The sequence below is a fragment of the Roseburia hominis genome (genome assembly GCA_040702975.1).
GTDB classification, from domain to species: Bacteria; Bacillota; Clostridia; order Lachnospirales; family Lachnospiraceae; genus Allocoprococcus; species Allocoprococcus hominis_A.
In genome coordinates, this window is the sequence record CP159990.1 from 3952854 (window position 1) to 3976689 (window position 23836).

Annotated in this window: 20 protein-coding genes, 1 pseudogene and 1 riboswitch; of the genes and pseudogenes, 2 read left to right on the forward strand and 19 right to left on the reverse strand. The window is 47.6% G+C overall.

Annotation, left to right across the window (positions count from 1 at the left end; translation table 11 throughout):
* Positions 1-475: 475 nt before the first annotated feature.
* The 17 genes and pseudogenes from lysS to ABXS75_18420 form a co-directional block, all read right to left on the reverse strand.
* Positions 476-2407 (reverse strand): lysine--tRNA ligase, encoded by a 1932-nt coding sequence (lysS, locus tag ABXS75_18340; protein ID XCP84961.1) that lies wholly within the window; start codon positions 2405-2407, stop codon positions 476-478.
* A gap of 122 nt (positions 2408-2529) precedes the next feature.
* Positions 2530-3012 (reverse strand): transcription elongation factor GreA, encoded by a 483-nt coding sequence (gene greA, locus ABXS75_18345; protein ID XCP84962.1) that lies wholly within the window; start codon positions 3010-3012, stop codon positions 2530-2532.
* Positions 3013-3385: 373 nt separating this feature from the next.
* Positions 3386-4354 (reverse strand): tRNA dihydrouridine synthase DusB, encoded by a 969-nt coding sequence (dusB, locus tag ABXS75_18350; protein XCP84963.1) that lies wholly within the window; start codon positions 4352-4354, stop codon positions 3386-3388.
* Positions 4354-4689, reverse strand: coding sequence for a DUF6145 family protein (locus ABXS75_18355; GenBank protein XCP84964.1), 336 nt, complete (start codon positions 4687-4689; stop codon positions 4354-4356). The genes dusB and ABXS75_18355 overlap by 1 nt, the downstream gene beginning before the upstream one ends.
* A gap of 12 nt (positions 4690-4701) precedes the next feature.
* Positions 4702-5683: pseudogene (locus ABXS75_18360) on the reverse strand (biotin--[acetyl-CoA-carboxylase] ligase).
* A complete protein-coding gene (gene argF, locus ABXS75_18365; GenBank protein XCP84965.1) occupies positions 5683-7737 on the reverse strand; it encodes an ornithine carbamoyltransferase in 2055 nt (684 codons plus the stop codon). Before argF ends, ABXS75_18360 begins: the two are co-directional and overlap by 1 nt.
* Before the next feature lie 15 nt (positions 7738-7752).
* Positions 7753-8406, reverse strand: coding sequence for a cell wall hydrolase (locus ABXS75_18370; protein ID XCP84966.1), 654 nt, complete (start codon positions 8404-8406; stop codon positions 7753-7755).
* Between the two features lie 247 nt (positions 8407-8653).
* A complete protein-coding gene (locus ABXS75_18375) occupies positions 8654-9481 on the reverse strand; it encodes an RNA methyltransferase (protein ID XCP84967.1) in 828 nt (275 codons plus the stop codon).
* 3 nt (positions 9482-9484) lie between these two features.
* Positions 9485-10141 (reverse strand): TrkA family potassium uptake protein, encoded by a 657-nt coding sequence (locus ABXS75_18380; GenBank protein ID XCP84968.1) that lies wholly within the window; start codon positions 10139-10141, stop codon positions 9485-9487.
* A gap of 21 nt (positions 10142-10162) precedes the next feature.
* The gene (locus ABXS75_18385) at positions 10163-11539 is read right to left on the reverse strand and encodes a potassium transporter TrkG (protein XCP84969.1); all 1377 of its coding nucleotides are present in this window, start codon (positions 11537-11539) and stop codon (positions 10163-10165) included.
* A gap of 205 nt (positions 11540-11744) precedes the next feature.
* On the reverse strand, positions 11745-12434 hold the full coding sequence (locus ABXS75_18390; protein ID XCP84970.1) for a response regulator transcription factor: 690 nt from the start codon (positions 12432-12434) through the stop codon (positions 11745-11747).
* Positions 12427-13584 carry a HAMP domain-containing sensor histidine kinase gene (locus tag ABXS75_18395; protein XCP84971.1) on the reverse strand — a complete coding sequence of 386 codons (1158 nt, stop codon included), beginning with the start codon at positions 13582-13584 and terminating at the stop codon, positions 12427-12429. The genes ABXS75_18390 and ABXS75_18395 overlap by 8 nt, the downstream gene beginning before the upstream one ends.
* Before the next feature lie 100 nt (positions 13585-13684).
* Positions 13685-14872, reverse strand: coding sequence for a methionine adenosyltransferase (metK, locus tag ABXS75_18400; GenBank protein ID XCP84972.1), 1188 nt, complete (start codon positions 14870-14872; stop codon positions 13685-13687).
* A gap of 171 nt (positions 14873-15043) precedes the next feature.
* Positions 15044-15142: riboswitch (SAM riboswitch) on the reverse strand.
* Between the two features lie 73 nt (positions 15143-15215).
* Positions 15216-16508, reverse strand: coding sequence for a UDP-N-acetylglucosamine 1-carboxyvinyltransferase (locus ABXS75_18405; protein ID XCP84973.1), 1293 nt, complete (start codon positions 16506-16508; stop codon positions 15216-15218).
* Between the two features lie 269 nt (positions 16509-16777).
* Entirely contained in the window at positions 16778-17281 is a 504-nt protein-coding gene (locus ABXS75_18410; GenBank protein ID XCP84974.1) for a shikimate kinase, read from the reverse strand.
* A 359-nt stretch (positions 17282-17640) separates the two neighbouring features.
* Complete coding sequence (locus ABXS75_18415; protein XCP84975.1) at positions 17641-18084, reverse strand: hypothetical protein; 444 nt, start codon at positions 18082-18084, stop codon at positions 17641-17643.
* 338 nt (positions 18085-18422) lie between these two features.
* The gene (locus ABXS75_18420; protein XCP84976.1) at positions 18423-19634 is read right to left on the reverse strand and encodes a substrate-binding domain-containing protein; all 1212 of its coding nucleotides are present in this window, start codon (positions 19632-19634) and stop codon (positions 18423-18425) included.
* A gap of 425 nt (positions 19635-20059) precedes the next feature.
* On the opposite strand from ABXS75_18420, the gene ABXS75_18425 reads away from it, so the two are divergent.
* Positions 20060-20230 (forward strand): 4Fe-4S binding protein, encoded by a 171-nt coding sequence (locus tag ABXS75_18425; GenBank protein ID XCP84977.1) that lies wholly within the window; start codon positions 20060-20062, stop codon positions 20228-20230.
* 287 nt (positions 20231-20517) lie between these two features.
* The gene (locus ABXS75_18430) at positions 20518-21159 is read left to right on the forward strand and encodes a MerR family transcriptional regulator (GenBank protein XCP84978.1); all 642 of its coding nucleotides are present in this window, start codon (positions 20518-20520) and stop codon (positions 21157-21159) included.
* A gap of 262 nt (positions 21160-21421) precedes the next feature.
* On the opposite strand, the gene ABXS75_18435 is transcribed toward ABXS75_18430, so the two are convergent.
* Positions 21422-22165, reverse strand: coding sequence for a DeoR/GlpR family DNA-binding transcription regulator (locus ABXS75_18435; GenBank protein XCP84979.1), 744 nt, complete (start codon positions 22163-22165; stop codon positions 21422-21424).
* Entirely contained in the window at positions 22166-23809 is a 1644-nt protein-coding gene (gene ptsP, locus ABXS75_18440; GenBank protein ID XCP84980.1) for a phosphoenolpyruvate--protein phosphotransferase, read from the reverse strand. It abuts the gene before it with no gap.
* Positions 23810-23836 lie beyond the last annotated feature (27 nt).

A 23836-nucleotide genomic window follows, 5' to 3' on the forward strand; every position in this document is an offset into this window, starting at 1 on the left:
TTTTCCTGCCATTATTCTCCTGCCTCCCACTACTCCTCCAGCCATTCTTTATAATCAGTTTCACTGGCAAAGAGCTGATACTTTCCATCGACATACCCCATATACCCGTTGTCTGTATAATAACCTTTCATCGCCCATCGCTCCTTTTCTGATAGTTTTCCCGTTGTGAGTAGTTTAAAGGATAAGCTGTGCGATAAAAATACCACCCATTTTCTACGAATACAGAATAAAAATTGATTTTTCATTTTGAAGGCCAAAAGAAGGTCCACCGACCTTCTTTTAGGTATGCCTGGCAATTATAATTCTAAATAAAACAACTGGTCGCTCACGCTTTCGCACAAACAACCAGTTGCCATTTTTTTCATTATGCCACACCGCTTAACCCAATCTCCATTTACCTCGTCACTTTTCTGGAACCCCAAAACTTCGGTGTAGTAATCCATTTCCTTTTATAATACAACGCTAAAAATATTTCTTAATACAACTTTGCTCCCGCCGGAATTCTGTCATCTACCATCAGCAGATTCAATCCTTCTTTTCCATCTTCCTCATGTACTGCCGAAATCAGCATACCTTCAGAATCAATGCCCATCATCTTTCTCGGCGGCAGATTTACGATTGCGATCGCAGTCTTGCCAATCAATTCTTCCGGCTCGTAATACTCATGGATTCCACTTAAGATCGTGCGTTTCCGGTCTGTTCCATCATTCAGAGTGAACTTCAAAAGCTTTTTGCTCTTCGGTACCGCCTCACATGCTTCAATCTTTACAGCACGGAAATCAGACTTTGCAAAGGTGTCAAAATCAACCGTTTCCTCGAACAGCGGCTCAATCTTCACATTGGAAAAATCAATCTTTTCTGCCGCCTTCTCTTCTGCTGCCGGGGCAGCCTTTTCTACTTTCTTTGTAGTGTCGCTTCCGCCGAGAGTCTTCATCGTCGGGAATAATAAAACATCACGGATCGCTGCTGCATTCGTAAGAAGCATACACATACGGTCAATACCGAATCCGATTCCACCTGTCGGCGGCATACCGATCTCCAGTGCATTCAGGAAATCTTCATCCGTCGTATTCGCTTCCTCATCTCCCTGTGCCAGAAGCTCTTCCTGCGCCTTGAATCTCTCTCTCTGATCGATCGGGTCATTCAGCTCAGAATATGCATTTGCCATCTCCCAGCCATTCATAAAGAACTCAAAACGCTCTACATATTCCGGATCCTCCGGTTTCTTCTTGGTCAGCGGGGAAATCTCAATCGGGTGATCCATGACGAAAGTCGGCTGAATCAGATGCTCTTCCGCAAACTCTTCAAAGAAGAGGCTTAAAATATCGCCCTTTTTGTGTCTTTCCTCATACTCTACATGATGCTGATCCGCCAGCGCACGTGCCTCCTCTAAAGTATGCACTTCATTCCAGTCAACGCCCGCATATTTCTTCACTGCATCTACCATGGTGATACGCTCGAAGGGCTTTCCGAGATCCATCTCTACGCCATTATACACAATCTTTGTTGTTCCCAGCACTTCCTGTGCTACATGACGATACATATTCTCAGTCAGGTCCATCATTCCGTTGTAATCGGTATACGCCTGATATAATTCCATCAAAGTGAATTCCGGGTTATGTCTGGTATCCAGACCTTCATTACGGAATACACGTCCAATCTCATACACGCGCTCCATGCCGCCTACGATCAGTCTCTTCAAATATAACTCCAGAGAAATACGCAGCTTAAAGTCTTCTCCCAATGCGTTAAAATGTGTCTCGAACGGTCTTGCCGCTGCTCCACCGGCATTTGCCACCAGCATCGGAGTCTCTACCTCCATGAATCCCTGTCCATCCAGATACTTACGAATAGAGCTGAGGATTTTGGAACGCTTAATAAAGGTATCCTTCACCTCCGGATTCATGATCAGATCCACATATCTTTGACGGTAGCGAATATCTGTGTCAGTCAGTCCGTGGAACTTCTCCGGAAGCACCTGAAGGCTCTTACTAAGGAGGGTCACTGCGGAGGCATGAATAGAAATCTCACCGGTCTTCGTCTTAAACACTTCTCCAGCAAGGCCTACGATATCACCGATATCCATTTTCTTGAATGCTTTATATTCCTCTTCCCCGACGCTGTCTCTTGCAACATAGGACTGAATATTGCCCTGAAGATCCTGAATATTGCAGAAGGAGGCTTTTCCCATGACACGCTTGGACATCATACGTCCTGCCAGCACTACATGTTTGCCTTCCAGCTCCTCAAAATGGTCTTTTACTTCCTGGCTGTGATGCGTTACGTCAAATTTGGTAATTTCGAACGGGTTCTGTCCATTTGCCTGAAGCTCCGCAAGTTTCTCACGGCGCACCTTTCTCAAATGATTAATGTCCGGTTCCTGTCCATTGTTCTGCTGTGCTCCCACGTTTTCCTCTCCTTTTCTTTATATTTGCGGAATTCCGACTCCGCCGTCTAGTGTACTGTATCCGAAATATTCAACAATCTTATGCCTAACATCACTGATACGCTACCCTAATTATCTTATCATTAAATAGAACGATTGATCTTTAAAACTTCATACTCAATTACACCGGCCTGTGTCTCTACTGCTACTACATCGCCGACTTTCTTACCGATCAGGGCCTTGCCGACCGGTGACTCGTTGGAAATCTTTCCTGCCAGGCTGTTTGCCTCTGTGGAACCTACGAGTTTAAATTCAATCTCCTCGTCAAATTCTCTATCATATACGTCAACAGTACAGCCGATGCTGATCTTCTCCAGGTCTACGTCATCTTCCACAACGACTTCCGCATTCTTGAGAATCTTTTCCAGCTCGTCGATACGGGCCTCAATATCACGCTGCTCATCTTTTGCTGCGTCATACTCCGCATTCTCAGACAAGTCTCCCTGCTCTCTCGCCTCTTTGATCTTGCCTGCAACTTCTTTTCGTTTTACGACCTTCAGGTTCTCCAACTCATCTTCCAGTTTCTTAAGTCCCGTATACGTAAGTAACGTTTTTTTTGCTTCCATTTTACATTCTCCTCTTACCACTTCTGTAGGATAATATCCTTTTTGAGCGGCTGCACCGCCTGTCTTCTTCTGCCATTACTGCATTGTGCAAATATCTTTATCATCCACTCCTGCATGAAATACTTATCAATCCGTACACTATATCATTCATCACAGTATAATATAGAAGAAATCCTGCAAAACAGCCTCTTTTAAAGATACTTTCACAATTTCATAATTATACATAATTTAATATGGCATGTCAATCTTTTTTCCAACCCATTTTTTCCGAAATTTCAAACGCGAAACTTCAAAAACGGAAGTAAAAAGTCAACTTCCACTTTCTTTCTCTCCAACCGGATTTTCAGACTATCTGACGCACATAGCCACCTACTTACCGAAGTTTTTCATCCAACAACGCTTCCAGTTCTTCATAGCTTTCCACGTGATTGATCAGGTCTCTCAGCTTCGCTGAACCTTCCAGCCCTTTCGTGTACCACGCCACGTGCTTGCGCATCTCCCGAATTCCAAGATAATCCCCTTTAAACTCCATCTGCAGCTTCGCGTGCCCAAGCATCATCTCCTTCAGTTCCGCCTTCGTCGGCCGCTCCGGTCTCTTTCCGGTCTCCTCCCAGGAGATCAGTTCTCGGAAAATCCACGGATTCCCCTGGCAGCCCCGCCCTATCATGACGGCGTCGCAACCCGTTTCCCGAAACATCGCATCGGCACTTTCGGCGCCGGTGATATCTCCGTTTCCAATCACCGGAATCGAGACTGCCTCTTTTACCTGGCGGATAATCTGCCAGTCCGCCTTGCCGGAATAATACTGCTCCCGTGTGCGGCCGTGAACCGCAACCGCCGCACCGCCTGCCTGCTCCACGATTTTCGCGATCTCTACTGCATTTACGTGGTCCTCATCAAAACCTTTTCTGATCTTGACCGTCACCGGTTTTTGAATGGCGTGTGATATGGCATACACAATATCATACACAAGATGCGGCTGATTCATGAGCGCAGAACCTTCTCCATTTTTTACCACCTTCGGCACCGGACAGCCCATGTTGATATCCAGAATCTGAAATGGAAGCTCCTCGATCCGTTTCGCCTGCTCACTCATGATTTTCGGGTCCGCCCCAAATAATTGCAGTGACACCGGATATTCCCGGGGGTGGATCGTAAGTAACGCCTTCGTATTTTTATTACGGTACTGAAGGGCCTTGGCGCTGATCATCTCCATGCACAAAAGGCCCGCCCCCTGCTCCTTGCAGAGTAAGCGAAATGGCAGGTCTGTCACTCCTGCCATAGGTGCCAATATATATCTGTTCTCAAGCTCTACATTTCCTATCTTAACTGTCCTTGCCATTACAAATCTTCTCCCAGGAAAAATACTTTATAATAGAGTTCAAGCTGCATCAAAAGCTCCTGTTTTTCCGGGTCATTCTGCATCTTCTTAATCTTGAGCTGACTGCCGATATCATCAAACATCGGATCGCCTTCCTTTGAGCTGACCTCAAACTGAAGCGAACCGTCCTCCTCATACACCAATGTCAATATGCCGCCGACATCATTGACATATAACACACACAGGATTTTCAGCTCATCCTGAATGTGCTGAGGAAGATTTGCAAAATCGGGATTCAGATAGTATTTTTCTTCATATGAATTCGCCCCGCAGAGCACGATCTTATCCTGATACATTCTTCTTACTCCTTACACATATCCGTAAATTCCGCGGACAGATACCTCTCCCGCAAATACCTGGCCTATGCTGCCGTCCTCCCTGCGCACCAAAAGCTCTCCCTTCTCGTTGATTCCAAGGGCCTCGGCACGATACTCTCCTCCCGGTTCCAGAACGCACACCTGTCGATCCCGGTTCACCAGAATCTGATTATAGCCTTCCATAAGGAATGACAGGTCTTTTGCAGCGCAGAACTGTTCATAGTATTCCTCGAATTTCTTCATCACCGCGGCAATAAGCCCCGCCCGCCGCACCCTTTCGCCGCTCTCCAGCTTAAGAGAAGTGGCGGTCTCAGAAATTTCTTCGGGGAAGGACTCCGTATTCGCATTGATTCCCACCCCGATCACTACATAATTGATATAATCCACTTCTGCGCTCATCTCCGTCAGAATCCCGCAGATTTTCTTTTTATTCAGCACCAGATCATTGGGCCACTTGATCCGCACAGTAATCTCTTCCTCTTCCTTTAACGCCATCGCCACACTATATGCCATGATCAGCGTCAGCATAGGCGCTTTTGACGGTTCAAACGAGGGGCGCAGGAGAATACTCATATAAATGCTGCCTGCCCGCAGGCGACTGCCAGCTACGCCCTCTTCTCCCCTTTCCCGCATTCTGCTTTTCAGCCACAAAGAGAGCACCGTGCAAATCCCCTGCCTCTCCCCCAGCCTTAGCCCGGGTATTCGTCGAATCCGTCTCCTCATAAAAAGAAACCTTCTGTCCGGCCCAGCATGTATCCATATGGCTCATGATCTCTTCTCTGGACAAAATATCCGGGCAGCCCGTAATCCGATACCCTTTATTACGGACCGCCTCGATCTCATAGCCTTCCTCTTTTAACTGATTGATTGCTTTCCACACCGCCGTTCGCGATACCTGAAATGTATCACAGATCTGCTGGCCGGATAAATACCCGTCCGTGCGGCGAAGCATTTTCAATATTTCCGCTTTCATTATTCCTCTTCTGTCTCTCCTAAGGTAGCCACCATGATCGCTTTGATCGTGTGCAGACGATTCTCTGCTTCTTCAAATACCTTAGACGCTTCGCTCTCAAATACTTCCTCGGTCACTTCCTTGCCTTTAATCGCCGGCAGACAGTGGGAGAAAATCGTCGTGGATTTGCCGGTACGTTCCATCAAAGCCTGATTGACCTGATAAGGCTTTGCAATACGCTCTCTCTCCTGCTCTTTCTTCTCCTCGCCCATGGAGATCCATACGTCTGTGTACAGCACATCTGCGCCCTTTACGCCGTCCAGATCGTCAGTGATCTCAATCGAGGCGCCGGATTCTTCCGCGTATCCACGGCATTCCATCACAAGATCACGGTCCGGCCAAAGCGCCTTCGGTCCGACGATCGCCACATTCACGCCCATCTTCACAGAACCGATCAGAAGACTGTTCGCAACGTTGTTACGCCCATCGCCCAGGTATGCCACCTTAAGGCCCTTCAAATATCCAAACTGCTCTTTCATGGTCAAAAGCATCGCCAGACACTGGGTCGGGTGATACGTATCCGTAAGGCCATTCCAAACCGGAACGCCGCTATACTCAGCCAAAATATCGGCATAATCCTGCTCAAATCCACGGAACTCGATTCCGTCGAACATTCTTCCCAGAACCCGCGCGGTATCCTCGATACTCTCCTTATGACCGAGCTGAATCTCACTTCCTGCCAGATAGGTGGGGATTCCCCCTTCGTCCTGTGCGCCGATTGTAAACGCACAACGGGTACGCGTAGACGGTTTCTCAAAAATCAGCGCAATATTCTTGCCCTTTAAACTGTTTCCCGTGATTCCCTGTTTCTTCTTCGCCTTCAGATCTGCCGCCAGATCAAGCAGATATTCGATTTCCGCCGGAGTATAGTCCTTGAGTGTTAAAAAATTACGTCCTTTTAAGTTCATCTTCTCTTCCTTCCTCATGCCTGTAATCACATGGACGAACTTCGGCAGCTTCTCCAGCTTTTCCAAAGGGAGCGCTTCATACTTAAGACAAATAGCTTCCCAAAGCTCGTCTACTTTATAGATTCTATATTTTTGAATCCGCATAAGCTTGGCACTGGCCTCCAGCATTCCCAAAAACAACTCTTCATCTGTACTTCCAATCGGGAGCTTCAATTTAAAACGATACTCTGCCTTCTCCAGCTCACTTATCCGGCTCATTATTTCTACATAATAACACTCTTCGCGCGTTTGTTCAATATAATAAATCGTTCCGGACAGCCCATAAATCATTCTTTTTGCGTCATAATACCCGATCATCAGATTCTGACGGCTCCTTTTCGCCGAGAATTCCAGAATACTCCCCAGTCCGACCCGAGGCGATATCTCATGTACGCTCCCGTCTTCCGGAATCACCGCCCGCGGAATCCGCCCCGGTCCAAAGATGCGCACCTGAATAATATGTTTATACCCCCGCTTTAAAAGGGAGCCTGTCGGCAAATTATTTACCATTCCTCCGTCAATATATGTTTTACCATGAAGCGGCTCATTTTTAAAGCCCAGCAGGTATGCGCTCGCAAGGAGAAAATCTTCCAGCTGTCCTTCAGGAATATCCTCAATCCCAAGATCCAGTTCTTTGAAATCCGACAGGGAAAATGTCGTCAGACAGAACTCTTTATTGCAGCTACGTATTTTTTCCTCGTCCACCGTTTCATGAATCAACTCCCTCAGCGGCGTAATATCCACGCCCCCCGCCGTGATCTTGTCCCAAAGTTCAGAAAAAATTTCTCTGGCAGAAGCCTCTCCCTCAAAAAAACCTTCCAGCAATTCATCATCTACGTCCATCACACTGGAAAATGTCATCTCCTGCCAAATGCGCTCTGCCTGTTCATAGTCCCCCATACAAACAAGGGCGCCGTTCAAAGCGCCCACAGAAGTTCCTGCTACCGCGCAGATGTTCACGCCCGCCTCCTTCAGAGCCTTCCACGCTCCGATCTGATAGGCACCGCGCGCACCTCCGCCGTCAAATACCAGTCCATATTCCAAATTCATATCAATTACAGGTCTCAACCTATCACTTCCTTTTTAAGAATGGAACCAGTGACCTCCGATCAACTGTCCAAAATTCCGTCCGTCTCCAAAATAGAGCGCACCTCCCACCGGGCTTACTCCTGCAAGCGCTTCCTGCGCTGCCTGATAACAACTGTCAGTCATTTTTCCACTTGCCAGCACCCGGTCAAGTTTCCCTGTGATCGCCGGACCGAACTGCCCGCTCTGATAAATGACTTCCCGGATACTATTCGGGAAGGAGCTGCTTTTCACCCGATTCATGACGACCGCTCCCACAGCCACCTGGCCCTCGTAAGGTTCTCCGACTGCCTCACAGTAGATGAGTGCCGCCAGCAAGTTCATGTCGCTCGTCGAAGCCGTCACCGCCTGTGGATTCTCCTGAATAGCGCGCTGTGCTTCCTGCGCTCTCGCCTCTTCGGCCTTTCTTGCCGCCTCTTCGGCTGCTTTCTTTTCCTGCATTTTTTGCTGCATCTTTTCTACTGCAGCCAAAATACCGCGGGCAGATTCTTCCAGAACGACCATCTTCTCCGACAGCCTCGCATTTTCTGTCTGCCCTGCATTTTTAAGGATCTCCAGATTTCCTGCCATCACACTGGAACTTCCTGTATAAAACATCATGACGCATGTCATTACCATACACATGAACCTTTTACTTCTACTTGTCTTCATAAAAACCTCCTGAATGTTTTCTCCCAGCCTTTCATGCTTCACACTTAAGTATACGCAAGAATTTTCACAATTATTACATTTGTTACAAAATTATTACGTTTTCAGGAGGAATCTTAACATATCTCCTTGTTACCGTCAACTGACAATATCTGGTGTAGACAATATCTGGATATATGTCCTCTTTCAATATTTAGTTATTCTATTCCTTTCATTCGTTCAGAACATCTGCCGAACCGCTTGCCTCCTCTTAGCCCCTTCTCTGCCTTGCCGCCTCGAAAAGCAGCACGGTCGCGGCCATCGCTGCATTCAGAGACTCGACCTGCCCACACATGGGAATTCGGATATAGGTCCCAGCGCTGTCCGCCACCTCACGGCTCAAGCCATTTCCTTCATTTCCAATCAAAAATGCTGTTCCCTTTTGGTAATTTTCCGCCTCATAGCTATGCGTCCCTTCCAAATGTGCCGCGTAAGTTCCGATTCCAAACTGATTCAATCTGCGGACCATATCCGGAAGGTTCTCAACATAAGCGAACGGAACCCGGTAAATGGATCCCATAGTGGAACGAATAACCTTGGGATTATAGATATCCACACAATCTCTGCTCATAATGACCCCGGTAATTCCCGCTGCCTCCCCGGCACGCAGAATCGTTCCTAAGTTCCCCGGGTCCTGGAGATTATCCAGTACAATCAGCAGCGGACTTTGCTTCTCCCCGCCGCTCCTCTTTCGCCCCTCCTTGGGCCCGGCCGCCCCTTCCAGCATCTGCTCCAGAGCATATCGGCTCTGATCCAACACTGCCAGAACTCCCTGCGGTGTCTGCGTATCAGAAACGTGACCAAAAACGATGTCCGACAAAATGTTAAGTTTTCGTCCCCACTCATCAAGTCTTAATTCCTGATTCTTCTTTCCATAAAAGCTCTCTGAGACATAGATTTCCCGCACCTTATCCTTAGGCGCCTCCACGAACATGCGGATCCCTTCCACCAGAAACACGCCTTCTTCATCTCTGGTCTTCCGCTTTTTCTGCCATTTGATCAACTGTTTTACTTTGTCATTTGCGGTACTGGTTATCATGAATTATACCGTTCCTTCACTAAATTTATTCAAAGTTTCATTTTCACCGATGATAATCAAAACATCGCCATTTTTAAACACCTCATCTGGCAAAATGTTGACCATTACCTTCCCGCCACGGATCATGCCGACCACATTAACACCCAGCGTCTCCCTCACATTCAAACCACGCAGCGTCTCTCCAATCCACTTTTCCGGTATCTGCACCTCCACCATACTATAATCCGGGGAAAGCTCGATCCAATCAGCAAAATTCCGGGTCGCCAGTACATTGGCGATCCGAACCCCCATCTCACGCTCCGGGAACACGACCATGTCCGCTCCCAGTTTTTTGAGAATGTTGGCATGCATATCATTTTTTGCCTTCGCCAGAACAAAGGGCGCGCCCATCTCTTTAGCCTGCATGGTCGCAAGAACACTGATTTCCAGGTTCTCTGCCAGCGCCACGATGACGCCGTCAAGGTTTCTGACGCCCAGGGATTTCATCAGGCCGTCTTCTTTCATCTCCGCACACATGGCTTGAGATACAAAAGGCGCAATCTCCTGCACCCGATCCTCCGATGCATCGACCGCAATCACCTCACAGCCCAGTTTTTCCAGTTCAATTGCCAGGCTGAAGCCAAAACTTCCCATGCCCAGCACTGCATATTGTTTGCCCATTTTTCTTTCTCCTTCCGACACTTATCCAACCATAATTCCTTCTGACGGCAGTCTGCGTATCTTATCCCGCTGGTTCTTCTTCACGCCAAACGCAAGTGCCAGCGTGATCGGGCCAATTCTTCCCAGATACATCAGCAGCATGATCACTACCTTACTGGCCATACAGAGCTGCGGCGTCAGATCCGCCGTAAGTCCTACCGTTCCGATGGCCGACGTTGTCTCATACAAAACACGAATAAACGACACTTCGCCTTCCAGCGAAGCGACGACCGTCGTTCCCAGAAGCAATACCGCAAATGAAAAAAGTACAATACACATTCCGGTCCGGATCTGTTTCATCTCAATCCGGCGTCCAAAACACTCCGTATCCTCGCCGCCACGAATAAATGTCATGCACGCCAGACACAGCATGGCAATGGTCGTCGTCTTTACGCCTCCTGCCGTTCCTCCCGGAGAACCTCCGATGAACATCAGAATACAAGTCGTAAACATCGTCTCTGACTCCAGAGCTCCCTGCGGCACCGTCGCAAAGCCGGCTGTTCTGGTGGAAATAGAATGAAAGAAGGCATTCAACCCTTTCTTCCAGAAGGGCATCGCTCCTATTGTATCCGGATTGGAATATTCCATTACCAAAAAGCCGAGCGCTCCGCTCATGATCAAGATAAGGGTCATGACCAACACTATTTTCGTATGTAAACGAAGTTTTCCCCAGGCACGTTCTGCTTTCAGATTCTTTTTCCACACCAGACGAATATTCTGCACCAAATCCTGCCAGACAGGAAAACCCAGTCCGCTGAGTACGATCAGCAGCATTGTTGTCACACAGATCAGAGGATTCCCGGCATAGCGAATAAAACTGGAATTCCCCAGAATATCCACCCCCGCATTGCAAAACGCAGAGACGGCATGAAAGATGGCGTACCATATTCCCTTTGCCACCCCGAATTCCGGTATGAACTGAATCGCGTAAAGGATAGCTCCCGCCGCTTCCACCGCAAACGTTCCCTTTAAGATCCTTATCACCATGGCGACCATTCCCGACAAGGACTCCATGCTGTAACTTTCCTGTATGATTATCCTCTCCTTCAGGGAAATCCGCTTTCTCATGATCAGGAAAAATGCGGTTACACAGGCAATAATTCCCAATCCACCTATTTGAATCAGGATCAGCAGCACGATTTTCCCAAACAGGGTGAACTGTACCGCCGGAGTCACCGTCACAAGACCTGTCACGCACACGGCCGTCGCAGCCGTAAATAATGCGTCTACAAAGGCAATCGGGCGGGTATTCGATATGGGCAGCCACAAGAGCACGCCGCCCAGAAAGATGAGTCCCATAAACCCTGCCGCCATGAGCTGCACGGTACTAAATCTGATATTCTTCCTTTTCTTCATCATGTCACCTTTTACTACTGATATTCTTATCATTTCCATTACAGTATATATTACCAGATAATCTTACTTTTGAACATGACTTTTTGCCCCTCTTTATCCACCGGACGTTCACTCAGGTATGCCTGGCAACAAAAAAGGCAGAGATAAGTCCAATCCATCTCTGCCCCCCAAACATATTCACCTTCAAGACTACAGTCTAAATCTGGATTTACACCTTAAAGCGATACCCCACTCCCCAAATCGTCTCTATATACTGCGGATTTGAGGTATCATACTCAATCTTCTCCCGGATCTTCTTAATATGGACCGTCACCGTCGCAATATCCCCGATGGATTCCATATCCCAGATCTCGCTGAACAATTCATCTTTCGTATACACATGATTCGGGTGTCCCGCCAGGAATGTGAGCAGATCGAATTCCTTCGTAGTAAAATTCCTTTCCTCTCCGTTCACCCATACTCTTCGCGCCGTAGTATCGATCTTCAGGCCTCGAATCTCGATGATCTTGTTCTCGTTGGCCGCGCTTCCGATCAGCCGCTCATACCTTGCCAGATGTGCTTTCACACGCGCTACCAGCTCACTTGGACTAAATGGTTTTGTCATATAATCATCTGCGCCAAGCCCGAGTCCCCGTATCTTGTCGATGTCGTCCTTCTTTGCAGACACCATAATGATCGGAGTGTTCTTCTCCTCGCGCACCTTGCGGCAGATCTCGAATCCATCTACACCCGGCAGCATCAGATCCAGAATCACCAGATTGAATTCCCCGTTCATCGCCCGGTCAAGTCCTGTGGTGCCGTCATTTGCCACCTCCACTTCAAAACCGCTCAGCTCCAGATAATCCTTCTCCAGATCCGCAATCGCCTCTTCATCTTCTACAATCAATATCTTACTCATAAATTGGTACCTCCTGGTATTTTCTAATCACAAAATACATGACCGTCCCGGTTCCCTCCCGGCTGGTAGCCCAAATCTTGCCGCCATGATCCTCGATAATCTTCTTCACGATAGAAAGTCCGATGCCGCTGCCCCCCTTAGAAGAATTGCGCGACGCATCTGTGCGATAAAAACGGTCGAAAATATTCGGCAAATCTTTCGCGGCAATCCCCTTACCATTGTCTTCCAGCTCTACCTGAATAAAATCTCCCACATCCTTCACCCGCAGGTTGATCAGTCCGTGCTCCCGCTCCATGTATTTCAGGGAATTGCTGATAATATTATTGATAACCCGCTTAAGCTGCTCCGGGTCCGCAATAATCTTATCATCACCCTCCACATAGTTAAAATATCCAAATTCCACATTCTTGGAATTCAGTTCCATCTCCAAATCCTCTGCACAGTCGTCAAAATATGCATTGACGGAAAGAGGCGCAAAATTATAAGGAATCCGGTTCGTATCGATCTTGGAATATAAAGTCAGCTCATTAATGAGCAGATCCATCTCATTAGCTTTATTATAAATGATTCCGATATATTTTTCCATCTTTTCCGGCGTATCCGCCACGCCGTCCCTGATTCCTTCCACATACCCCTTGATGGCCGTGATCGGAGTCTTAAGATCATGAGAAATATTGCTGATCAGCTCCTTACTCTCCCTGTCGCTCCTGAGCTTCTCCTCCGCATTATCTCTGAGCCTTTGGCGCATTTCCTCAAAGGTCTGAATGAGCTGTCCCATCTCATCGTCCTTCTCCGGTTTCAATTCAAAGTCCAGATTCCCCTCTTTTACATTGCGGGCCGCCTCCTGGAGCTTCGCAACAGGGCTTATGATTCCTCCGTAAATCCATAAAACCATAAGCATGGCTGTCAGCATCAGAATCATAACGATGGAGATTCCCGTATGAAACATAAAATTTCTGACTTCCGGCATCTGGCCCAACACTTGCAGAGAATGAGAAAAACTCTTATATTCCGTACCGGTGCTGCCATAGGTCTTCTCGATCACCCCAATCTGATACTGAGCAATCCCCCAGGTAAGCAGCGCCGTCAGTATGACCGGAATCGTAATGACCGTCACAAATGCAACTACCAGTCTGGTTCGTATTTTCATGCTATCTATCCTTTCCGATTGAACATTTTTGTCATATATACTAGAATAGCACAAAAAAGGGTGCTTCTCATCAAAGCACCCATAAATTTTTATAAAAATTCTATAAATACTGTTTCAATGTCTCGACTTTATCCAGCTTCTCCCACGGAAGATCGAGGTCATTTCTTCCGAAATGTCCATAAGCCGCTGTCTGCTTATAAATCGGACGACGCAGATCCAGCATCTTAATGATACCTGCCGGTCGCAGATCGAAGTTCTCACGAATGATATCTACCAGCTTATGATCGGAAAGCTTTCCGGTTCCAAATGTATCCACCATTACAGACGTCGGCTGGGCCACACCGATGGCGTAAGAAAGCTGAATCTCACATTTTTTGGCAAGTCCTGCTGCCACGATATTCTTCGCCGCATACCTCGCCGCATAGGCCGCGGAACGGTCCACCTTCGTACAGTCTTTTCCGGAAAATGCTCCGCCGCCGTGACGTGCCATTCCGCCGTAGGTATCCACGATGATCTTTCTTCCTGTAAGTCCACTGTCACCGTGCGGTCCGCCAATCACGAAACGTCCTGTCGGGTTGATGAAGAATTTGGTATTCTCATCTACCATATCCGCCGGAAGGATCTCATCAAAGATATATTTCTTCACATCCGCATGAATCTGCTCCTGTGAAACCTCCGGATCGTGCTGTGTAGAAAGCACCACTGCGTCGAGACGTGCCGGAACTCCATTTTCATCGTATTCCACTGTGACCTGACTCTTTCCGTCCGGGCGAAGGTAAGGCAGCGTGCCGTTCTTTCTCACTTCGGTCAGTCTCCTCGCCAGCTTGTGTGCAAGCGCGATCGGATACGGCATATACTCTGGTGTCTCATCGGTCGCATATCCGAACATCATTCCCTGATCTCCCGCTCCGATTGCTTCCAATTCGTCCTCTGACATCTTATGCTCCTTCGCCTCGAGCGCTTTGTCAACGCCCATGGCGATATCGGTGGACTGCTCATCTATAGCAGTGATCACGCCACAGTTGTCCGCGTCAAAACCGAATTTGCCACGTGTATAGCCGATTTCTCTTACGGTATCTCTCACGATCTTCTGAATATCTACATAGGCGCTGGTCGTAATCTCTCCCATGACCATCACAAGTCCTGTTGTCGTGCAGGTCTCACATGCCACACGGCTCATCGGGTCCTGCTCCATCAGTGCGTCCAGAATCGCATCGGAGATCTGGTCGCACATCTTATCCGGATGTCCTTCAGTTACGGATTCGGACGTAAATAATAAACGTTCCATCTTTTATTCCCCTTTCTTCTTCTGTCCTCTCTCTTATCTGATTGACGATACCTTTCGTCGCCGTGCGCTGTCACCGCCCCGAACCGGGATAAAAATCCTCTGGACCTTTCTCTCGGTATACTCGGCAAAAAAGTCAGTCCCGAAGGACTGACCTGATACTTCTCATCAATCCTCTTATTGTTCGATTACTCGCTCAGGTTGGCACCTTCCATCAAATGGGGTTGCCGTGGCTTCCCAGGTCCTTTGTACCTCCACCACTCTGAATAAGAGAAAGTTCTATTCAATTTGCTCCGCTACTCATAATAGCACTATATAGTATATCCGTCAATACACTTTTTCATTACTAGCTGACTTTTAATTTAAACTTCTGAATCTCCCGGTCCGTAGACACCTTCTCAATCATAGCCCCCAGGCTTCTGAGCTTCTCCTCGAATCGCTCATATCCCCTCTGGATATAAACAATATCATCCACAAAGGTAAATCCCTCCGCCGCAAGTCCTGCGATGACAAGCGCTGCTCCGGCACGCAGATCCGGCGCGCTGACTCTCGCTCCGGAAAATCTCTTCACGCCCTCGATCGTAGCCGAGTTACCCTCAATCTTGACATTTGCTCCCATTCTTGCAAGCTCACCCAAATATTTAAAACGATTCTCAAAGATACTTTCCGTAATCGTACTTGTCCCTTTACACAGAGCTAAAGTAACGCCAATCTGTGGCTGCATATCTGTCGGGAATCCCGGATATGGCAGGGTCTTCACGTGTGTATTGCGCAAATCTCCCTTGGACACCACGCGTACTGCATCATCCAACTCTTCTACCTCACAACCAATCTCCAACAGCTTCGCGATCGTCGCTTCCAGATGCTTTGGAATAACGTTCGTGACCGTCACATCCCCACGGGTCGCTGCTGCCGCGAACATGAACGTACCAGCTTCAATCTGATCCGGAATAATGGAATATGTCGTCTTATGGAAACGGGAAACGCCGCGAATCTTGATCACGTCCGTTCCTGCGCCACGGATATTGGCTCCCATACTGTTCAGGAAATTGGCAACGTCAACTACATGCGGCTCCTTCGCCACATTCTCCAGAATCGTCTGCCCTTCCGCCATGGAAGCAGCCATCATGACATTGATCGTCGCACCGACACTCACCACGTCAAAATAAATATGCTTCCCGATCAGGCGGTCCGCCTCCGCAATAATCTTCCCATGCTCAATATCCACATATGCGCCCAGCGCACGAAAGCCCTTCAAATGCTGATCAATCGGACGGCTTCCGATATTACAGCCTCCCGGAAGAGCCACCTCCGCTTTCCTGTACTTCCCGAGCAGCGCCCCCAGCAGATAGTAAGAAGCCCTGATCTTCTTTATATAGTCATACTCAATATCAAAGTCTGTAATATTTCCTCCGTTGATCCTGACCGTGTGCCGGTCGACCCGATGTACGGAGGCACCGATTCCTGCAATTGCTTCCAGCAGTACATTGATGTCGTTTACATCCGGGAGATTATCAATCGTTACAGTCTCATCAGTCATGATTGCCGCGGCGAGAATCGCGAGTGCGGCATTCTTTGCACCGCCAATCTCAACTTCACCGACCAGCGGGTTTCCACCCTTAATTATATACTGTTCCATATTGCACCTCTACTGATGGTTTCCTTCCCTTTTTAATTATTTACCCCGTTTATTGTTACCAATCTATTTATTAGTATTGCTTGAAGTTCCAAGCTCATACTATCTTACTTTTACTATTAATGTCAGAAATTTCATAATGCGTTCAAAACGTTTTATCTAGCCGAAAAATGTTTTTACTTTTCGATTATAGCACACTCCGAGCACTTTGTAAAATTTTTTCTGAAGCTATCACAATTGCCTGTAAACATTTTGTAACATTTTTGTAAATTCTACACGAGTTCTTCCAATGCGTCCTGTACTTTCTCTATGGTTTCTTCCAGATTCATTCCATCCTCAGTAATCGTAATATCGGCATATCTCTCAAACAATAAGACTCTTTCATCGTACAAATCTCTTATCGTCTGTCCGTCTCTGAGCGTAACTCCCCGCTTTTTTGCATTCTTAAGCCGTGCACTTATGGTCTCATAAGAAGCCTTCAAATAAATAACGGTTCCAATCTTTTTGTAATGCTCCATAGCCTCCCTGCAGTACACCACGCTTCCTCCCGGTGAAATTACTGCCTTTTCTGCCTCTACGTCACGATTTACCTGATTCTCAATCTCCAGAAAGCCGTCGATCCCTTTCTCCGCAATAATCTCCCGCAGAAGACGTTTCTCCTGCTTTTGAATCAATAAATCCGTATCTATAAATTCATATCCTAATCTTTTTGCAATCACAACGCCTACCGTACTCTTACCCACTGCCGGCATGCCGATAAAAATAATATTCTTCATAGTATCTCTCTCAATCTGTCATCTTCGTGATCTGTCTTTTTCCGTATAGTTACTCTCCCTGCGGCATATTCAGCCGTATGCACCCGCTGATATAGCATATGCCATTTAATATACCCAAGGCACCCCGTATGGCCATTCGGCCGTTTCATAAGGTATACCCAAGGGCATCCCGCATGGCCATTCGGCCGTTTCACAAGGTATACAAGGCGGTCTTTTTGACCGCCTCGCTATTATAGCACATTCATTTCTCATATGGCAACACTTTTCCCTTTTTACTACCGTCACCAGGATGAACATCCACTGGGCGTTTTTGTCGTATGCATGACAGCTAAAATGAGCTCTGTTTCCTGTTCCGTATCTTACCAAAGTAAATTTTTCCGGCATCTGCGGTGATTGCACCGCCTCCGCAACAATTCCTGATAGAGTAAAAGCTCCACCATATCCCGTACCCGGTCCGGCTTTTTGGACTGCCGACGGCGATACGCCTGCCCGATGGCCTCCTCCTGCACGGTATCCGCTCCCCACTCTTCCATCTCCAATTCGTCGAACAGTTCTTCATCCATGACTTTATCATAAATCCGCCGGCACATCAGGCGTAATTGAAGTTTATCCGGATATTCATCATAAATCATGCTGTTATCGTATTCCAGACGGTCACATTCTTCTTCCACATACGGAAGAATCCGTTTTGCCATATCAGGATACATACTTTTTAAGTATTCATAATCCCTTGCTTCCGTTTTGTCATCCGCGAAGAGAAACGGGGTGGGATACGCCATATAAAAAGGCAGTTTTGTTTCCATGGGGACACACTTCCATTTTCTGAGATTATGCTATATTATATGTAAATTCATAGCATAATGTGAACTTTTGCCCTCTCGCCAAAATAAGGTCCATCAAACATGATTTCAGACATACCTGGCAGTCAAAACAAAGACCGCCGGACCTTCACTTAGGCATACCTGGCAACGTCAAAATGCCCGGCAAGAAATATATTCTCCAAATGCATACCCAAGGGCATCCCGTTATAGCCATACGGGATGCCCTTGGGTATGATATTTGAAACCTATTCCTTTACCGGACATCTTTTATGCTATCTGATCTCTAAAAAATGTGTGCCGTAATTAAAACGAATTTCCGCCTAATACATCACTCGTTCAATTACCTGATCCTTCATGTTATCGGCAGTGACCCAGGTATAACCCGTGTCGACCTGCGCTTCGTTCCCCTGCTCCAGAACAGCGCGGGCACACGCGATCACCGTGGCGTAACCGATTCCATACGGGTTCTGAACAATCAAGCCTTCCAGTTTCCCCTCTTCGAGTAATTTGAGTTGATCCTCCCCGCCGTCGAAGCTGACCACTTTCACGTCTGACTTTTCCAGTTCTTCCAGAACGCCGACCACCAGCTTCGCACCGGTCTCATTCGTCGTATAAATCGCTTTTACATTCGGGTGCTGCTGCAGGAGATAGCGGATCACATCCTCCTGGGAAATATCAATTTCCTCATCTTCCGTCTCAGGCATCTCTTCCTGTGTGCCTTCCGGCGCTGCTTCTTCTCCCTGCTCAGTCTCCTCTGAAGAAGGCTTTTGCCCCTCTGTCATCGTTTTCTTCATCTCTTCCAATTCGTCCAGATGATAGCTGACGGCAACAGTCACATTCGGATACTTTTCTTTTAACGCATTTACAAAAGCCGATTCACGCTGTACGGCGGAAGTGGACTTCGTGTCATGTGCAACGATCAGTACTTCTCCTTCATCGCCGATGCTGGCGCTGAGCTTGCTTGCCGCCATCGCCGCTGCCTCCGGATTATTCGTATCTACCATGGATACGATATTCTGATAAGTCGTTCCCGAATCAAACGCTACGACCGGAATCCCATTCTCGACAGCCAGATCAAACTGAACCTCACAGGCTGCTGCGTCCACTGCCGCGATTCCTACTGCCGCCGGGTATCTCGCCAGCTCTTCATCCAGAATATTCACCTGATCGTCCACATCGTCCTCTGCTGCCGGTGCCGAATAAGTCAGCTTTATTTTGTCTTCTCCTTTGTAGCCCAGCATTTCGTTGATCTCGTCCACTGCCGCTTCTGCGCCCTTTCTCACCTCAGACCAATAGGCCGACGATTTTCCTCTTCCAATAATGGAAATATTCGTCCCGGCTTCCAGCTTAAGCCCGTTCACATTCCTATAAGCTGAGGGCTGGATCATATCCAGATTGCCCTGATGAGCCTTCTCCTCTTTCCCCGGCCCCAAATTTGCTCCGCCCTCTTCTTTATCCTCATTCGTCTTACATCCTGTGACAGAGATCACAAGACACATTAGCACAGCCAAAATGCTCCATCGTCTTCTCATAACATTCGCTCCATTCCGTCTGTTCCCGCCAGTGCTTCCTCACACTGGCTATTTGGCATACCATACAGGAAGCTCTGTATTTTCCTGTATCTCTTATCTGTTCCTTATTACGCGGCGTCCGCCTGCCGGCAGCATGTCTCAGAAGCCGTCCGTATAAGTGTGAGTATTCTAATAGTATGCTGATCACTTACCATTTTATCAATCGTACAATACGTCCAAAATTGTACAGTATCAACTATACACTAAAACCATCAAAAAGAGTATAAAAAATTCTTAAGATTTCGTAAATATTCTTTTATGCCCAATTCTTTCCTGAAAATGTACTAAATTTAAAGCATTTTTGCCCTTGTATATTTTGCCCGAATGTATTAGAATAGAGGCATAAAAACAGCCTAAACTGTTAAATAAAAAGGAGGATACATATTATGGCACACGTAATTTCTGATGAATGTGTAAGCTGCGGCGCTTGCGAAAGCGAATGCCCAGTAGGAGCTATCTCTATGGGCGACGATCATATGCAGATCGATGCTGATGCATGTGTAGACTGTGGCGCTTGCGAAGCTGCATGTCCGACAGGAGCTATTTCTGCTGAGTAATCATTCAACTGATCAGACAGACTGGCATGAAGATCCATCGGATTTTCACCAGTTATACTTAGCACCAAGATGAACGTCCACTGGACGTTCACTCAGGTATGCTTGGCAACACAAAGAAGGCCGGATTTTGTGACTAACACATATCCAGGTCTTCTTTTTTATTTGCCACGCACAATTTGTCGAACGATTTTTCCTCCATTTCCCTCATATTGTGTTAAAATAAACTTGTTAAACAACCTGATACATATTCAAAAAGGTTAAGAAATCTAAATAAGGGGGTATCTCGTATGGGCGACGTTCATTACATGATATCGGAAAGCGCCAAACAGGTAGGTGTAGAATCTCACGTTCTTCGCTACTGGGAGGAAGAACTGGATCTTCCTATCGGCCGCACCGAAATGGGACATCGTTACTATACGGAAGAAGATATACAGCTATTTTGCTGTATCAAAGAACTAAAAGAACAGGGTATGCAGCTTAAAGAAATAAAGGAAGTGATCCCGGACATTCTCCGGGCCAAAAGACTACTCAGGACCAAATCCCACACTTCCTCTCTGCCCCAGACAAATCCTCACCAAAACACTCCCGCATCATCAAACACCTCAGAATTTCCATCGGAAGCCTCCGTTTCCGACCAGATAGAAGTCCTGAACACTTCCCCCGACCTGGAGCATATCCGCTCCCTCTTCGGCGAAGTCATACAGGAAACCATACAGAACAACAACAAAATCCTGGAAGAAAACATCTTCAAAAGCATCACCGAAAAAGTGACCAAAGACATGGACTTCCTCCTCCAGGCCAAAGAACGCCAGGAAGAAGACCGCTACCGCAAACTGGACCACCTGATCCGCCAGCAGCAGGCCTCCCGCAAAGAAGCCTCCCGCCCCACCCCCGCCCGCTACCTGCGCCGCATTTTCGGGGAAAACTAAACACACACATTTACATAAGGCCTTGGTATTAGCCCTCCCTAATATCACCCTCTTCACTCAACCATGCTGCGCAGACAAGCCCAACACTTTATGCTCAGCAACCGCAAAAAGAGACAAGCCCCCACGGTGCCTGTCTCTTTTTAAACTCGCTATCCGCTGCCTTGCAAGCCCACCATTTCCCGTCTTATACCTCACATCTCCCGTCTTGTAGCTCATCAGGTCGGCGCAAGGGAATGTATGCGCACCGGACGCCCTACAACACTTATTCCACCACTACCACATTCTCACACTCTTCATACCCCACGACCATCTTCTCCGTAATGATCCTCGTCCCCTGAAATCCTGCAAACGTCACCGAACTGATCTGACCGAACTTAGAGCTGTCGCAAAGCACAAAGCATTCCTTGCACTGTTCCATCGCAGTTCTCTTCACCATCGCCTCATTTGCATCGGGGGTGGTACACCCGCTTTTCTTTGTCACACCATTCGTCCCAAAGAACCCTTTGGTAAAATGATACTCCCGAAGTGTCCGCATAGCCTGATTCCCGACCACTGCCTCCGTCGAACCCTTCAGTTCTCCGCCTACCAGCAGCACCTTCATTCCCCGGGTAACCAACCTCTGGGCATGAGAGACTGCATTTGTCACAAAAGTGGCACTTTTTTCCTCTATATAATCCAACATATGCGCCGTGGTCGTCCCTGCATCCAGGTAGACAAAATCCTCCGGCTCAATAAGAGCTGCGGCATAACGGGCAATCCTGCGCTTCTCCTCCCGGTTCAGATCGCTCTTCTGAGCGACTGTATACTCGTGCGCCGTCACCCGGCTCTCCTTCGCAACCGCCCCGCCGAAGACCTTCACCAGCTTCCCTTCCTTATCCAAAGCCGTAATGTCCCGGCGTACCGTGGATTCGGAGGTGTTAAGGATCTCCTTCACCTCCGTCACGGTAATACTTCCCCTTTCACTAAGAAGTTTTAAAATCATCTCATGTCGCTGCTCTGTTAACATTTATTTTCCCGCCTTATACTCTTCCACGTTGGTTTCCAGCACGATCTTGCGGATTGGAAGAACACTGCCCGGTGAAACAGAAAGTTCATCGACTCCCATGGCAAGAAACTCCCTGGTAAGGCTCATATCTGCTCCAAGTTCACCGCAGATTCCCGCCCAGATTCCTGCCTTGTGCGCATTCTCCACCACCATGGAAATCATACGGAGAATCGCCGGGTGATGCGGATCGTAGAACTCATCCAGTTTCGTATTCTGACGATCGATCGCCAGTGTATACTGGGTCAGATCATTCGTCCCGATACTGAAGAAATCCACTTCCTTCGCAAGCTCGTCACTCATTAAGGCAGCCGCCGGAGTCTCGATCATGATTCCCTGTTCCGGCTCTCCAAAAGCGATTCCCTGTTCCGTAAGTTCTTCCTTCACAGAAGATACCACTTCCTGAATTCTCTTAATCTCCTTCATGCTGGTAATCATCGGATACATAATTGCTATTTTTCCAAAGACACTGGCTCTGAATAAGGCGCGAAGCTGTGTTCTGAACACCTCCGGGCGCGTCAGGCAGATTCGGATCGCGCGATATCCCAGAGCCGGATTCTCCTCATGCTCCAATTCAAAATAGTCGCACTGCTTATCAGCTCCAATATCCAATGTACGAATGATGACTCTCTTTCCCGCCATCGTCTCCGCTACCTGCTTATAAATCTGAAACTGTTCTTCCTCAGTCGGATAGTGATCCTTTTCCAGATAAATGAATTCACTTCGGAAAAGTCCGATTCCTCCCGCGTCATTTTTAAGAACCGTCGCCAGGTCTTTGATGTTTCCAATGTTAGCATACAACATCACTTTTTGACCGTCAAGCGTAACATTTTCCTTCCCCTTCAAGGTCTGGAGTAATTCCTTTTTCTCCTGTTCCTCCATCTGCCGCTTCTTCATATCCGCAAGCGTCTCCTCGTCCGGGTCTACATAGAAAACTCCCTTTCCTCCGTCGACAATTCCCAACTTCCCGTCGATATCCTCATCCAGCGAAAGCGAAGTCCCTATGAGTGCCGGAATCGCCATGGTCCTGGCCAGAATGGCGGTGTGTGAATTTAAGGAACCGTGAACAGTCACAAAAGACAACACCATATCCTTGTCAAGCTGTACCGTCTCCGACGGCGCCAGATCGTCCGCTACAATAATCGCCGGTTCACTGGTATCAGCCGCTGCCCCTGCCTTGCCGTCAAGGACATTCAGAAGTCTTTCAGAGATATCTTTCACATCGGCTGCCCGTTCCCTCATATAATCATCGTCCATCGCGGCAAACATCTGTGCAAAGTTATCACCGGTCGTGGCAACTGCGTACTCTACATTGACCTCCTGGCTGCGAACAATATTTTCAATCGAATCATTGTAATCATCGTCGTCCAGCATCATCTGATGTACTTCAAAAATTGCCGCATTGGCTTCGCCTACTTCCTTAAGCGCTTTATCGTATAACCCCTGAAGCTGCTCCATCGCCACCATCTTCGCTGCCTGATAACGCTTCATCTCTGCGTCTGCGTCCATGATTTTCACACGTTTTACCTGCTGTTCCCCTTTTTTGTAAACACTGATCCTGCCAATGGCAATCCCGCCAAAAACACTCTTTCCATAATATGTGTTCATCTTACATTCTCCTATTGTCATGCCTGC

Bases quoted from the DNA above. Each gene is read 5' to 3' on its own strand.
- ABXS75_18430 (XCP84978.1), top strand. From the start codon at position 20,518: ATGGGCGACGTTCATTACATGATATCGGAAAGCGCCAAACAGGTAGGT.
- ABXS75_18415 (XCP84975.1), bottom strand. From the start codon at position 18,084: ATGGAAACAAAACTGCCTTTTTATATGGCGTATCCCACCCCGTTTCTC.
- dusB (XCP84963.1), bottom strand. From the start codon at position 4,354: ATGGCAAGGACAGTTAAGATAGGAAATGTAGAGCTTGAGAACAGATAT.
- metK (XCP84972.1), bottom strand. From the start codon at position 14,872: ATGGAACGTTTATTATTTACGTCCGAATCCGTAACTGAAGGACATCCG.
- ABXS75_18355 (XCP84964.1), bottom strand. From the start codon at position 4,689: ATGTATCAGGATAAGATCGTGCTCTGCGGGGCGAATTCATATGAAGAA.
- ABXS75_18405 (XCP84973.1), bottom strand. From the start codon at position 16,508: ATGGAACAGTATATAATTAAGGGTGGAAACCCGCTGGTCGGTGAAGTT.
- ABXS75_18420 (XCP84976.1), bottom strand. From the start codon at position 19,634: ATGAGAAGACGATGGAGCATTTTGGCTGTGCTAATGTGTCTTGTGATC.
- ABXS75_18375 (XCP84967.1), bottom strand. From the start codon at position 9,481: ATGATAACCAGTACCGCAAATGACAAAGTAAAACAGTTGATCAAATGG.
- ABXS75_18435 (XCP84979.1), bottom strand. From the start codon at position 22,165: ATGTTAACAGAGCAGCGACATGAGATGATTTTAAAACTTCTTAGTGAA.
- ABXS75_18395 (XCP84971.1), bottom strand. From the start codon at position 13,584: ATGAAAATACGAACCAGACTGGTAGTTGCATTTGTGACGGTCATTACG.
- ABXS75_18390 (XCP84970.1), bottom strand. From the start codon at position 12,434: ATGAGTAAGATATTGATTGTAGAAGATGAAGAGGCGATTGCGGATCTG.
- ABXS75_18380 (XCP84968.1), bottom strand. From the start codon at position 10,141: ATGGGCAAACAATATGCAGTGCTGGGCATGGGAAGTTTTGGCTTCAGC.
- ABXS75_18410 (XCP84974.1), bottom strand. From the start codon at position 17,281: ATGAAGAATATTATTTTTATCGGCATGCCGGCAGTGGGTAAGAGTACG.
- ABXS75_18425 (XCP84977.1), top strand. From the start codon at position 20,060: ATGGCACACGTAATTTCTGATGAATGTGTAAGCTGCGGCGCTTGCGAA.
- greA (XCP84962.1), bottom strand. From the start codon at position 3,012: ATGGAAGCAAAAAAAACGTTACTTACGTATACGGGACTTAAGAAACTG.
- ABXS75_18385 (XCP84969.1), bottom strand. From the start codon at position 11,539: ATGATGAAGAAAAGGAAGAATATCAGATTTAGTACCGTGCAGCTCATG.
- ABXS75_18370 (XCP84966.1), bottom strand. From the start codon at position 8,406: ATGAAGACAAGTAGAAGTAAAAGGTTCATGTGTATGGTAATGACATGC.
- ptsP (XCP84980.1), bottom strand. From the start codon at position 23,809: ATGAACACATATTATGGAAAGAGTGTTTTTGGCGGGATTGCCATTGGC.